The sequence below is a fragment of the Bradyrhizobium sp. USDA 3311 genome, from assembly GCF_054062495.1.
On record NZ_JBSSFI010000001.1, the window covers coordinates 1743574 to 1755719 of the forward strand.

13 protein-coding genes are annotated in these 12146 nt (G+C 64.7%); 2 read left to right on the plus strand and 11 right to left on the minus strand.

Annotated elements, in window-relative coordinates:
• Positions 1-25 precede the first annotated feature (25 nt).
• The 5 genes from rlmH to proB all read right to left on the minus strand — a co-directional run bounded on the left by rlmH (position 26) and on the right by proB (position 4488).
• Positions 26-508, minus strand: coding sequence for a 23S rRNA (pseudouridine(1915)-N(3))-methyltransferase RlmH (gene rlmH / locus ACVWW6_RS08265; RefSeq protein WP_028174858.1), 483 nt, complete (start codon positions 506-508; stop codon positions 26-28).
• A 94-nt stretch (positions 509-602) separates the two neighbouring features.
• On the minus strand, positions 603-959 hold the full coding sequence (rsfS, locus tag ACVWW6_RS08270) for a ribosome silencing factor (protein WP_027523570.1): 357 nt from the start codon (positions 957-959) through the stop codon (positions 603-605).
• Positions 960-1155: 196 nt separating this feature from the next.
• On the minus strand, positions 1156-1800 hold the full coding sequence (locus ACVWW6_RS08275; RefSeq protein WP_038965055.1) for a nicotinate-nucleotide adenylyltransferase: 645 nt from the start codon (positions 1798-1800) through the stop codon (positions 1156-1158).
• A gap of 23 nt (positions 1801-1823) precedes the next feature.
• Entirely contained in the window at positions 1824-3119 is a 1296-nt protein-coding gene (locus tag ACVWW6_RS08280; protein WP_456680494.1) for a glutamate-5-semialdehyde dehydrogenase, read from the minus strand.
• Positions 3120-3366: 247 nt separating this feature from the next.
• Positions 3367-4488, minus strand: a complete 1122-nt coding sequence (proB, locus tag ACVWW6_RS08285) for a glutamate 5-kinase (protein WP_028174855.1) — start codon at positions 4486-4488, stop codon at positions 3367-3369.
• A gap of 216 nt (positions 4489-4704) precedes the next feature.
• On the opposite strand from proB, the gene ACVWW6_RS08290 reads away from it, so the two are divergent.
• Positions 4705-5682, plus strand: coding sequence for a Bug family tripartite tricarboxylate transporter substrate binding protein (locus ACVWW6_RS08290; protein ID WP_456680495.1), 978 nt, complete (start codon positions 4705-4707; stop codon positions 5680-5682).
• 44 nt (positions 5683-5726) lie between these two features.
• Here ACVWW6_RS08290 and ACVWW6_RS08295 read toward each other — a convergent pair whose 3' ends face one another.
• From ACVWW6_RS08295 to ACVWW6_RS08305, 3 genes are all read right to left on the minus strand, one after another.
• Entirely contained in the window at positions 5727-7358 is a 1632-nt protein-coding gene (locus ACVWW6_RS08295; protein WP_456680496.1) for an alkaline phosphatase family protein, read from the minus strand.
• A gap of 233 nt (positions 7359-7591) precedes the next feature.
• On the minus strand, positions 7592-8632 hold the full coding sequence (gene obgE, locus ACVWW6_RS08300; protein ID WP_404524953.1) for a GTPase ObgE: 1041 nt from the start codon (positions 8630-8632) through the stop codon (positions 7592-7594).
• A gap of 101 nt (positions 8633-8733) precedes the next feature.
• A complete protein-coding gene (locus ACVWW6_RS08305; RefSeq protein WP_404524954.1) occupies positions 8734-9213 on the minus strand; it encodes a MaoC family dehydratase in 480 nt (159 codons plus the stop codon).
• Between the two features lie 269 nt (positions 9214-9482).
• Between ACVWW6_RS08305 and ACVWW6_RS08310 the strand changes: the two genes are divergently transcribed.
• The gene (locus tag ACVWW6_RS08310; protein ID WP_060909732.1) at positions 9483-10397 is read left to right on the plus strand and encodes a DMT family transporter; all 915 of its coding nucleotides are present in this window, start codon (positions 9483-9485) and stop codon (positions 10395-10397) included.
• Between the two features lie 186 nt (positions 10398-10583).
• Here ACVWW6_RS08310 and ACVWW6_RS08315 read toward each other — a convergent pair whose 3' ends face one another.
• From ACVWW6_RS08315 to rplU, 3 genes are all read right to left on the minus strand, one after another.
• Positions 10584-11177 carry a GNAT family N-acetyltransferase gene (locus ACVWW6_RS08315; protein WP_456680497.1) on the minus strand — a complete coding sequence of 198 codons (594 nt, stop codon included), beginning with the start codon at positions 11175-11177 and terminating at the stop codon, positions 10584-10586.
• A 127-nt stretch (positions 11178-11304) separates the two neighbouring features.
• Positions 11305-11574 carry a 50S ribosomal protein L27 gene (gene rpmA, locus ACVWW6_RS08320; RefSeq protein WP_011083253.1) on the minus strand — a complete coding sequence of 90 codons (270 nt, stop codon included), beginning with the start codon at positions 11572-11574 and terminating at the stop codon, positions 11305-11307.
• A gap of 97 nt (positions 11575-11671) precedes the next feature.
• Positions 11672-12061 carry a 50S ribosomal protein L21 gene (gene rplU, locus ACVWW6_RS08325; RefSeq protein WP_011083252.1) on the minus strand — a complete coding sequence of 130 codons (390 nt, stop codon included), beginning with the start codon at positions 12059-12061 and terminating at the stop codon, positions 11672-11674.
• Between the last annotated feature and the right edge of the window lie 85 nt (positions 12062-12146).

A 12146-nucleotide genomic window follows, 5' to 3' on the forward strand; every position in this document is an offset into this window, starting at 1 on the left:
GCAAAGGTGCTCGTTGTGGCGCGGATCACGCGCGGTGATAGGGGTGGCCGGCCAGGATGGTGGCGGCCCGATAAAGCTGTTCCAGAAGCATGACGCGGACCATTTGGTGCGGCCAGGTCGCAGAGCCGAACGCGATCGCGAGCTTGGCCTTACGGCGCAATTCGGGCGAAAGTCCGTCCGCCCCTCCGATCACGAAGATAGTATGACCGGCACCCTCGTCGCGCCAGCGCCCGAGGTGCCGTGCGAATACGGTGGAATCGAGATTCTGGCCGCGTTCGTCCAGCGCCACCAGGATCGACTTGTCCGGGATGTGCGCACCGATCGCCGCAGCCTCTTCGGCCATCCGCGTCGCGGCGTCGCGCGCGCGGCTCTCGGGAATTTCGTGGATCGACAGCTCGCGGAATCCGAGCTTGCGGCCGGCCTCATCGAACCGCTCGAAATAGCGGTCGGCAAGCTCCCGTTCGGGGCCCTGCTTCAGCCGGCCCACCGCAATGACAGCAACACGCATGTGTTCAGAGTCGTGTTTTCGAGGCCGCGCGCATCTCGCGCGCGCACGACGCTAGCATGCGCGTCAGCCGATTCGAAATCGGCTCTTTGAGCCTCTAGATCGCCTTCGCCGCCCCTGGGCCCTGCGTGTACAATCTCTCGAGATTGTAGAACTCGCGGACCTCGGGTCTGAACACGTGCACGATCACATCGCCGGAATCGATCAGCACCCAGTCGCAATTGGGCAAGCCCTCGACGTGGATGTTCTTGATGCCGGTTTCCTTGAGGCTCTTCGTGACGTTTTCCGCGATCGCGCCGACGTGCCGGTTGGCCCGGCCCGTGGTGACGATCATGTAGTCGGAGTACGCCGATTTGCCGCGAAGGTCGATTGTGACCGTCTCTTCCGCCTTCATGTCCTCGAGGCGGGAGAGGATCAGGCTCAGCGTCTTGTCGGCGTCGGGTTGCGCCTTCAAGGCCGCAGCTTTGGTCGATGTTTTACGCGTAGGCTTAGCAACCTTGGGTAAAACAGACTTGGACAATACAGATGTGGCCAGGGACCATTCCTTTCACTGTATCGCGAGAGCCGAATCCGACCCTCGCGGGTTACACTACATCATGTGGGGTTAAGGGTTTCAATATGCCAGAGAGCCCCGATCCGCACAGTCTGTCTCACTTCGTACCTTTCCAGCTCCCGTCCGGGTTCCGCAGGCCCGTCGAGGACAGGTTCAGCTTCAGTCCGGTGAGGAAGACCCAGGCCGGCGCCGGCCGATCCGCCAGCAACGCCGCCTCATTCTCGGGGAGGCGGTAGCGCGATAGTGCCTTGGCGGCAGGAGAGGCGAGGGCACGAAAACTCTGCGGCGGGCGATCGATGACCGCGATCGGCACCTGGCCGGCGATGCGCCGCCAGTCCTGCCAACGGTGGAATTGAGCGAGGTTGTCGGCGCCCATGATCCAGACAAAGCGCAGGCCGCGGAGACGGCGGCGCAAGGTGTTGATCGTGTCGATAGTGTAGCGCGTGCGAATGACGGATTCGAGACAGCTCACCTCGATCCTGGGATCGTTGGCGACGTCGCGCGCGGCCTGCATGCGCGCGCCGAGTTCATGCAGCGTGCCGTTCTCCTTCAGCGGGTTGCCGGGCGTGACCAGCCACCAGACGCGATCGAGTTGCAATCGCTTGAGCGCGAACTGACTGATCGCGCGATGGGCCTGATGCGGTGGATTGAAGGAGCCGCCGAGCAGGCCGACGCGCATGCCCGGGGTCGAGGGCGGGATCGCTTGCGCCACGAAACGCGGCACGACGAAATTGTTGCTCAATTGCCCGCGCCTCGCGACGTTATCTACGGCCGCGTCTGCCCGGTGCCGTGAACGCGATATTTGAAGCTCGTCAACTGCTCGGCGCCGACAGGTCCCCGGGCGTGAAAGCGGCCGGTGGCGATGCCGATCTCGGCGCCGAAGCCGAACTCGCCGCCATCGGCAAATTGCGTCGAGGCGTTGTGCAGCACGATGGCGGAATCGACCTCGCTCAGGAATTTCTTCGCAGCGGCCCCGTTCTCGCTCACGATCGCATCGGTGTGATGCGAGCCGTGGTTCTGGATATGCGCGATCGCGCCGTCGACGCCGTCCACCACCTTCGCCGCGATGATCGCGTCGAGATATTCGGTGTCCCAATCGTCGTCGTTCGCAGGCTTTACGCGCGCGTCTGTCTTCTGCACGACGTCGTCGCCGCGCACTTCGCAGCCGGCCTCGATCAGCATCTCGACCAGCGGCTTCAGGCTCGTTGCAGCAGCCGCGCGATCGACCAGCAGCGTCTCGGCTGCGCCGCAGACGCCGGTGCGCCGCATCTTGGCGTTGAGCACGATCGACTTCGCCATGGCGAGGTCGGCGCTGGCATCGACATAGACGTGGTTGACGCCTTCGAGATGCGCGAACACCGGCACGCGCGCTTCCTGCTCGACGCGCGCGACGAGGCTCTTGCCGCCGCGCGGCACGATGACGTCGATCGCGCCGTTCAACCCCGACAGCATCATGCCGACCGCCGCGCGGTCGCGCGTCGGCACCAGCGTGATCGCGGCCTCGGGGAGGCCCGCTTCGCGCAGGCCCTGCACCAGGCATTCATGGATGGCGCGGCAGGAGCGGAAACTGTCGGAGCCGCCGCGCAGGATCACGGCATTGCCGGACTTCAGGCACAGCACGCCGGCATCCGCTGCGACGTTCGGCCGGCTTTCGAAGATCACGCCGACGACGCCGAGCGGCACGCGCACGCGCTCGATGGTCATGCCGTTCGGCCGCTGCCAGCTCTCGGTGACGATTCCGACCGGATCGGCGATGCCGCGCACGATGCCGATACCCTCGGCCATGCTCTCCACACGCGCCGGTGTCAGCGTCAGGCGGTCGATGAAGGACGCGGTCATGTTGCTGGAGGCGCGAGCCTCAGCGACGTCCTCGGCATTGGCGGCGAGAATCGGAGCCGCGTTCGCGCGGATCGCCCGCTCCATGGCCTCCAGCGCCCGGTTCTTCTGCTCCGGCGGCGCCAGCGCCAGCACGCGCGCGGCAGCGCGGGCTTGGGCGGCGAGATCGGACATCAGCGCCTGGAGATCGGCATTGCCGTCAACGGCTTTGAGGGGGGCGGCCATGGGGTTTCAACCTTCTGCTAAGACGGTGTCCTAGCACGGAAATCCCGCTTTTGCGAAGGGCGGGGAGGGTATGGCAGGTCTCCCCAGCCGCGCGACGGCTGGGTCATTGGCCCAGCCCCGACGTTGTGGCGGGCTTGTCCATGTTTTCCTTGGGCGTCATTCCGGGGCGATGCGGAGCATTGAACCCGGAATCTCGAGATTCCGGCTCTGGTCCTTCGGACCATCCCGGAATGACGGAGCAACGGGTTTACCCGCCCACCACCAGATCGTCACGGTGGATCATCTCTGCGCGGCCGCTGATGCCGAGGATGGTCATCACATCAGGGGAGGAGCGGCCCTTGATGCGTTCGGCGTCGTCGGCGTCATAGGCGATCAGGCCGCGGCCGATCTCGCTCGTATCGGGGCCGCGCACGATCACGGCATCGCCGCGGGCGAACTGGCCCTCGACCTTGATCACGCCGGCCGGCAGCAGGCTGGCGCCGGCACGCAGCGCCGTCACCGCGCCGGCGTCGATCGTCAGCGTGCCCTTCGGCTCCAGCGTGCCCGCGATCCAGCGCTTGCGCGAGGTAATGGGATTGGCCGGCGTCAGGAACCAGGTGCAGCGGCCGCCATCGGCGATCGCCCGGAGCGGATGCTCGATCTTGCCGGAGGCGATCAGCATATGCGTGCCGCCGGTGGTCGCGATCTTGGCCGCCTCGACCTTGGTGCGCATGCCGCCGCGCGAGAGCTCGGACTCGGCGTCGCCCGCCACCGCCTCGATCTCCGAGGAGATGCTGTCGACGACGGGAATGAGCTTTGCGTTCGGGTTGTTCTTCGGCGGCGCGTCGTAGAGCCCGTCGATATCGGAGAGCAGCACCAGGAGATCGGCGCTCGCCATGGTCGCGACGCGCGCGGCGAGGCGGTCGTTGTCGCCGTAGCGGATCTCGGTGGTGGCGACCGTGTCGTTCTCGTTGATCACGGGGATGGCGCGCCACTCCAGGAGCTTGCCGATGGTGGAGCGCGCATTGAGATAGCGGCGGCGCTCCTCGGTATCCTGGAGCGTCACAAGAATCTGCCCGGCGTCGATGCCGTGGGCCCCTAGCACCTCCGACCAGATCCGCGCCAGCGCGATCTGTCCGACGGCCGCGGCGGCCTGGCTCTCCTCCAGCTTCAGCGGGCCGCGCGGCAGCTTGAGCCGGCTGCGGCCGAGCGCGATCGAGCCCGAGGAGACGACGAGGACGTCGCGTCCCTCCTTGTGCAGCTTGGCCATGTCGTCGGCGAGCGCGGCGAGCCAGGACGTCCGCACCTCGCCCTTGTCGGAATCGACCAGCAGAGCGGAGCCGACCTTGACGACGATGCGGCGGAATTGACTGAGTTCGGGGCTGGCCATGTGTGTATGTGTTGGCGCGTGTGACGAATTGCTCGGGTTCGGGAACGGCGGAGCAAACAAGCGGCTCCGATAAGGCCTGCTTTTGCAGCAGGACGATGGCCGGCGCAAGGCGGCTGGCCCGGTAAACGGCGCAACGTGGCTTGGTCTTCGGCCTTGTCTTGAGCGCGGGGGCGGTTCTAATGCCGGCAACCAATAACGGGCTGGAAGGGGAAACGTATGGATCGCCGCAAATTCATGGCCGGATGTCTTGGAGGAGGTCTTGGGCTGCCGCTGCTGGCAGAGGCGGGCGGGGCGCAAGCGCAGGCGGGGCTTTCAAAAATCATCTTTCCGTTCGCGGCGGGCGCCGGCGGCGACACGCTGTGCCGGCTGATCGCGCAGGAGATGGCGCCGGTGCTGCAACGGACCATCGTGGTCGAGAACCGCACTGGCGGCGACGGCCTGATCGGCATCAAGGCGGTGAAGGGTGCGAACTCCGATGGCAGCATGGTGCTGGTGACGACGGGCCCCACCATGTATCTGCTGCCGATGGTGGAGACGACGCCGAGCTTCGACACGGCCAAGGATTTCATGCCGGTGTCGCTGCTGGCGCGGTTCGAATTCGCCGTCGTGATCGGCCCGGCGATCGATGCTGCCGATTTCAAGTCATTCGTGGCCTGGCTGAAGGCGCATCCGGACGAGACGTCGTTCGGGGTGCCGAGCAACGGCACCATTCCGCATTTCATGGGCTCCAAGCTCGAGAAGGATCTCGGCATTCCCCTGACCCGCGTGCCCTATCGCGGCAGCGCGCCGATCCTCAACGATCTCATCGGCGGCCATCTGTCGTTCGGCATCGTGACATTGGCGGATGCGCTGCCGCAGCACCGCGCCAAGGGCGTGAAGATCATCGCGGTCTCGAGCGCGGAACGGTCGCCCTTCGCGCCGGAGGTGCCGACGCTGAAGGAGAGCGGCATCGCTCTCGTTGCGGATGCCTGGTACGGCATGTGGCTTCCCACCGGGAGTCCGCCGGAATTCGCCAGCAAGCTCGGCGCCGCCGCGAGCGCTGCCCTCGCCAAGGCCGAGGTGAAGGAGAAGCTCACTGCGATCGGACTGATCCCGGTCGGCAGCAGCCCGGATGAGCTGACGAAGGAGCTCGCCGCCAACACGGCGTTCTGGCAGCCGATCGTGAAGGCGACGGGATACAAGATCGAGAATTGAATTCTTCTCCCTCTCCCCGCAAGCGGGGAGAGGCGAAGACAGACTCAAAGCTTCGCGCGCTGGGCGATGCCGTCCTTGATCGCTGCAAGCTCGGCCTCGTCCCAGATGCCGATCAAAACGCCGCCCTTCACCTGGAGCTGGTTGTCGGCATAAGCCGCGATCTTCTCGCGCGGCGTGGTGATGTGGTCGTTGGGATGCAGCGCCCAGTCGAACAGCTCGGCCTGCAACCGCGCGATGATGCCGGCGCAATCAGGATCATCGCCGCGATCCAAAAACTCTTCCGGATCGGTCTCGAGATCGTACAGCATCGGACGGAAGCCCGAGGCGTGGATGTATTTCCAGCGGCCGTCGAACACCATGAACAGGCGGCAGCGTTCGATCGGCTGGTTCAGCTTCAGCCGCACGTCCTGCATGGCGTAGTCGTATTCGGAGAACGCGACCTTGCGCCATTCCGGCTTTTCGCCGCGCAGCAGCGGCAGCAACGAGCGTCCTTCGAGAATGTGGCCCAGCACCTTGCCGCCGAAATAATCGACGAAGGTCGGCGCAAGATCGATGCCCTCCACCAGCGCGTCGCTGCGCGTGCCGCGCGTGGCGTCGGCTTCCCGGGAGGGATCGATGATGATCAGCGGAATCTTTGCCGACTGCTCGTGGAACAGATCCTTCTCGCCCATCCAGTGATCGCCGAGATAGTCGCCATGATCGGAGGTGAACACGATCATGGTGGTGTCCAGCAGGCCGCGCTCTTCCAGGAATTTCATCAGCGCGCCCATCTGGTCGTCGATCTGCGTGATCAGGCCCATATAGGTCGGGATCACCTTCTCGCGAGCGTCGTCGCGCGCCATGTTGCGGGAGTAGCGCATGTCCATATAGGCGCCGAACACCGGATGCGGATTCTGGCGCTCGCGCTCGGAGCGGATCACCGGGATCATGTCATCGGTCGAATACATGCTGGCGTAGGGTTCGGGCGCGATGTAGGGCCAGTGCGGCTTGATGTAGGACAGATGCAGGCACCACGGCTTGCCGTCGGTCTCGGCCTCACTGATGAAGTCCATCGCGCGCCGCGTCATGTAGGGCGTCTCGGAATGCTCCTCCGGCACCCGCGCGGCCTTGTCGGCGTGCACCAGCAGCCAGCCGTTCTGCAAACTGCCATCTTCCGCCGCACCTGAATTCGCCCAATGCTCCCAGGGATTGGTGGCTTCGAATCCCTGCTTGCGCAGATATTCATCGTATTTCGGGCGCGGCCGTCCCGTCGGGTGCAGGCCGTCGTCGCGCTCATAAGGCTCGAAACCGCATTCGGCGACATGCACGCCGATCATCGACTCCGGCGGGATGCCGAGCGCCTTCATGCCTTCGAGGTCGGGCGCCATGTGGGTCTTGCCGACCAGCACATTGCGCACGCCGATCTTCTTGAGGTGATCGCCGAGCGTGGGCTCGCCGACGCGCAGCGGCCAGCCGTTCCAGTGCGAGCCGTGCGAGCGCATGTAGCGGCCGGTGTAGAACGACATCCGCGAGGGCCCGCAGATCGGCGACTGCACGTAGGCCTTGCTGAAGAGCACGCCGCGCTTCGCCATGGCGTCGATGTTGGGCGTCTTCAGCGTGGGATGGCCGGTGCAGCCGAGATAGTCATAGCGAAGCTGGTCGCACATGATCCAGAGAACGTTCTTCGCGCGCGCCATGCGTCATCCCTGCCGTTTCTTGCTTGTTTAATGCTGCGATATTAGAGCGCCGGTGACAACCTGCCAGTGATGCGGGTGCCCGCAACCTACACTCCAATGTCGTCCCGGCGAAGGCCGGGACCCATACTCCTCAGAAGATGTTATGGCGCGAGATGGCAATGACCAATCTTCGCCAAATCGCATTCGGTGGTTATGGGTCCCGGCCTTCGCCGGGACGACCCAGGGGAGATAGTTTAAGCCGACCAGGGCTCGGCTTCGGCGGCGCTCTTCGCCTTGGCGGACACCGGGGCCTCGCCGATCACTGCGACCAGCGCGCGCAACGCTTCCTTGACGCCCTCTCCGGTCACGGCGGAGAGCAGCAGCGGCGTCTTCTTGGCGGCGCGCTTCAGCCGGTCCTTCTGCTTCTTGAGCTCGTCCGGCTCGACCGCGTCGATCTTGTTCAGCGCGACGATCTCGATCTTGTCGGTGAGCAGCCCGCCATAGGCATCGAGCTCTGTGCGCACGGTCTTGTAGGCTTTGCCGGCGTGCTCGCAGGTCGCATCGACGAGATGCAGCAGCACGCGGCAGCGCTCGACATGGCCGAGGAAGCGGTCGCCGAGGCCCGCGCCTTCATGCGCGCCCTCGATCAGACCGGGAATGTCGGCCAGCACGAATTCGCGGCCGTCGGCATTCACGACGCCGAGCTGCGGATGCAGCGTGGTGAAGGGATAGTCGGCGATCTTCGGCTTGGCCGCGCTGACCTTGGAGAGGAAGGTCGACTTGCCGGCATTGGGGAGGCCGACGAGACCCGCATCCGCGATCAGTTTCAGCCGCAGCCAGATCCAGCGCTCCTCGCCGGGCTGGCCGGGATTGGCGTTGCGCGGCGCGCGGTTGGTCGAGGATTTGAAATGCGCGTTGCCGAAGCCGCCATTGCCGCCCTCGGCGAGCACGAATTTCTCGCCGACATTGGTGAAGTCGTGGATTAGCGTCTCGCGGTCTTCATCGAAGATCTGCGTGCCCATCGGCACCTTCAGCACGATGTTCTTGCCGTTGGCGCCGTGACGGTCCGAGCCTGCGCCATTCTCGCCCTTCTGGGCCTTGAAATGCTGCTGGTAGCGGTAGTCGATCAGCGTGTTGAGCCCGTCCGCGACCTCGATGATGACGTTGCCGCCGCGGCCTCCATTGCCGCCGGAGGGGCCGCCGAATTCGATGAACTTCTCGCGGCGGAACGCCACGCAGCCGTTCCCACCGTCACCGGAGCGGATATAGACCTTTGCTTCGTCGAGGAATTTCATGGGCCATAGGTAGGCCAGCCGGTCCCCCGCGGCAACCCGGACTTACCCGCAAACCGGCCGAAATTCCGCGAATTTCGCCCCTTGCTTAACCCAAGACGACTTCAGTGGGGCCGTCGCCGGATCAGGAATTTCTGCGTACCCTCCAGCACCAGCTCCTTGCGCTGGTTGAACACGGTGCTTTTGAGCGTCACCACGCCGGTCGAGCGTCCCGGCGCGAGTTCGGTGACCTCGAGCGCGGGATAGATGGTGTCGTCGGCGAACACGGGTTTGAGGAACCGGCTCGATTGCTCGAGGAAGCCGACCAGGGAGTCCTCGACCATGAACGGAAACAGGCCGGCGCCCGGCGCGGTGTGGATCAAGGTCTGGAAGCCGTGGGCGAGCAGATGCGGCATGCCGCGGCTGCGGCAATATTCCACGTCGTAATGCACGGGGTGGGTGTCGCCGCTCGCGGTCTGGAACGCCGCGAACACCGCCGAGGTCTGGGTCCGGCTCGGCAGCACGAAGCGTTCGCCGACGACGAAATCCTCAAACCAGCGTTGCGTGGGGATCATGCGGTGCCGGGCCGGATCGAAGTCGGTCATGTCAAAGCTCTCTTTGTCGATGAGGCGCCTATCGCTACCGCGACGCGAAGAGTGCGACAATCCGTTCAATTCGGCGGTGGCGGGCTTGTCCCAGTCGCTCACGTCATTAAAACGACCGCAAGCGACGCTAATCGCGGGTTTTCCGTGCTCTCTCCGCCCGTCATTGCGAGGAGCGAAGCGACGAAGCGATCCAGACTGCCGCGGTGGAGACAGTCTGGATTGCTTCGCTTCGCTCGCAATGACGACCTCTCACACTCCGACTCGTTTCAATGCCCTTCTTCAAGAACCTCTCCGCCTATGACGACCGCTCCGCGCGCCTCGCCGGCATTGCGCTGATGGTGCTGTCGATCTTCATGTTTTCGTTCGGCGACGCCATGGGCAAGTTCCTGGTGGGGACCTATTCGGTGGGGCAGCTGCTGTTCCTGCGCGCCTGCGCGGCGCTGTTGCTGCTGTCGCCGCTGATCTGGCGGCAGCGTCGCCAGTTCCTGCATCTGGAGCGGCCGCGCTTGCAGCTGTTCCGCGTCGTGCTCTCGACGCTGGAAGTGGCGGCCTTCTTCCTTGCGACGGTCTATCTGCCGCTCGCCGACGTCATCACGTACTACCTCGCCGGCCCCATCTTCGTCACCGCGATGTCGGCGATCTTCCTGGGCGAGAAGGTGGGTTGGCGGCGCTGGACGGCGATTTTGATCGGTTTCTGCGGCGTCGTGATCGCGCTGCGGCCGTCGGCGCAGACCGTCAGCCTGCCGGCGCTGATCGCGCTCGGCGGCAGCCTGTCCTTTGCAACCCTGATGCTGATCACCCGCAGCCTGCGCAAGACCCCCGACATCGTGATGGCGTCCTCGCAATTCGTCGGCACGTTTTTGCTGGGCGCGGTGTTGTCGGCATTCCACTGGGTGCCGCCGACATCAGGCAGCCTCGTCATCTTCGCCCTGGCCGGATGCATCTCGGTGACGGCGCTGTTCTGCGTCAACCGGTCCCTCAAGCTCGCGCCGGCCAGCGTCGTCGTGCCCTATCAATATTCGATGATCGTCTGGGCCGTGATCTTCGGCTTCGTCGTGTTCGGCGACGTGCCGTCGATAGCAACGATCGTCGGCGCCGCGATCATCATCGGCGCCGGGTTCTATATCTACTTGCGTGAGCGCGATCTGGGGCGCCCAAGCAACGAGGTAAATCCGCCGGCGTAGCCACGCGCACACCGTCGTCCCGGGGCGCGCACAGCGCGAGCCCGGGACCCATACCCACAGGGAGTGGTTTGACGAAGACTCGGAGTGGGCGCTTCGCCTCGCACTTCTCCCTGGGATTATGGGTCCCGGGCTCGCGACTTCGTCGCGCCCCGGGACGACAGTGTCGATTGTGGCGCGGCCTGCGCCCTACCTCACCCGTCTTGCGCTGCTCCAGCTCTTCAGCGACGCCCACACCCCGCGCGACAGGCGGAAGCAATCGACGGGCGTGGACGAGCCCAGCGCCAGGAAGCGGTGCAGCTGGACGCCGCTCCACTGGAAGCCGCACTTCTCCAGCACTTTGCGCGAGGCGGGGTTGGTGACGCGCGCGCCGGCATAGAGGTGGTCGTCCTCGAACTCCTCGAAGAAGAAGTCGATCGCGCCGCGCGCGGCCTCGGTGGCGAAGCCCTGGCCCCAATGCTCGACGCCGAGCCAGTAGCCGAGCTCGGCATTGTCGGGCTTCGAGCAGTCGATCCCGACCATGCCGACCGGCCCGCTGTCGTGCTCGATCAGGAACACGGTCTCGCTGCCGATCTCGGCGGTGGCACGGACGAATTCGATGGCGTCGTCCTGCGAATAGGGATGCGGCAGGCGGCGCGTGTTCTCGGCGACGCGGCGATCATTGGCGAGCCGGGCGATGGTCCTGACGTCGGCGAGGGTCGGCCGCCGCAAGGTCAGCCGTTCGGTGGCGACGACGCTCGGTCTCGCCTCCCGCAAGGTGGTGCTCGAAAAATCCTGCAACATGTCCGGCTCCGTCGAAGTCACTAAGACAAAACGAAAGGGGAGGCCGGTTTCCCGCCTCCCCTGGAGCCTATTTGTGGACTCCGCCGGTTTGGTCAGGACCCGGCGGACTCCAAATTTGATCCACCGTCTATTCAGCCGCCTCTGCGATCGGGAGTACCGATACGAATGTGCGGCCGTTGGCTTTGGCTTGGAACGTGACGCGACCCTCGATCTTGGCGAACAAAGTGTGGTCCGTGCCCATGCCGACATTAAGGCCGGGATGCCAGGTGGTGCCGCGCTGACGCGCAATGATGTTGCCGGGAATCACAACTTCCCCGCCGAACGCCTTGATGCCGAGGCGCTTGCCCTTTGAATCGCGACCGTTGCGCGATGAACCGCCTGCTTTTTTGTGAGCCATGGCTCGTCTCCGAAATCCTGAGTAGTTCTAGATCAATTCCTTGACGGAATCATTTCATAATTTCTCACGCATCAATTCGTGAATTGGCGTGATCAATTTATGCGGCGGCGTCTTCCTTGGTCGCTTCCTTGGCGACCTTCTCCTTCTTCGGACGCGGCCCCTTGGTGGGCTTGGCGTTGTCCGTCAGGATCTCGCTGACGCGCAGCACCGTGATCTCGTCGCGGTAGCCGCGCTTGCGGCGCGAATTCTTGCGGCGGCGCTTCTTGAACGCGATGACCTTGGGGCCGCGCTTGTGGTCGAGCACCTCGACCGCAACGGACGCGCCGGCCACCGTGGGCAGACCCAGGATCGGCGTGTCGCCGCCGACCACCAGAACTTCATTCAGCTGCACGATCGAGCCGACTTCGCCTTCGATCTTGCCTACTTCCAGGACATCATCCGGAGCGACGCGGTACTGCCGGCCGCCGGTTTTGATGACTGCGAACATCGTTGTTTTCCTTCGTGTTCAATCCCGGCCTCGCGACAGTCTGTCGGGGCCGGCTTTTTGTCAGTCGCTATGGGTTTATGCGAGT

Coding starts and splice junctions, on each gene's coding strand:
- obgE (WP_404524953.1), bottom strand. CDS start 8,632: ATGAAATTCCTCGACGAAGCAAAGGTCTATATCCGCTCCGGTGACGGT.
- rplU (WP_011083252.1), bottom strand. CDS start 12,061: ATGTTCGCAGTCATCAAAACCGGCGGCCGGCAGTACCGCGTCGCTCCG.
- ACVWW6_RS08280 (WP_456680494.1), bottom strand. CDS start 3,119: ATGGCCGCCCCCCTCAAAGCCGTTGACGGCAATGCCGATCTCCAGGCG.
- ACVWW6_RS08315 (WP_456680497.1), bottom strand. CDS start 11,177: ATGTTGCAGGATTTTTCGAGCACCACCTTGCGGGAGGCGAGACCGAGC.
- proB (WP_028174855.1), bottom strand. CDS start 4,488: ATGGCCAGCCCCGAACTCAGTCAATTCCGCCGCATCGTCGTCAAGGTC.
- ACVWW6_RS08305 (WP_404524954.1), bottom strand. CDS start 9,213: ATGACCGACTTCGATCCGGCCCGGCACCGCATGATCCCCACGCAACGC.
- ACVWW6_RS08310 (WP_060909732.1), top strand. CDS start 9,483: ATGCCCTTCTTCAAGAACCTCTCCGCCTATGACGACCGCTCCGCGCGC.
- rpmA (WP_011083253.1), bottom strand. CDS start 11,574: ATGGCTCACAAAAAAGCAGGCGGTTCATCGCGCAACGGTCGCGATTCA.
- rlmH (WP_028174858.1), bottom strand. CDS start 508: ATGCGTGTTGCTGTCATTGCGGTGGGCCGGCTGAAGCAGGGCCCCGAA.
- ACVWW6_RS08295 (WP_456680496.1), bottom strand. CDS start 7,358: ATGGCGCGCGCGAAGAACGTTCTCTGGATCATGTGCGACCAGCTTCGC.
- ACVWW6_RS08290 (WP_456680495.1), top strand. CDS start 4,705: ATGGATCGCCGCAAATTCATGGCCGGATGTCTTGGAGGAGGTCTTGGG.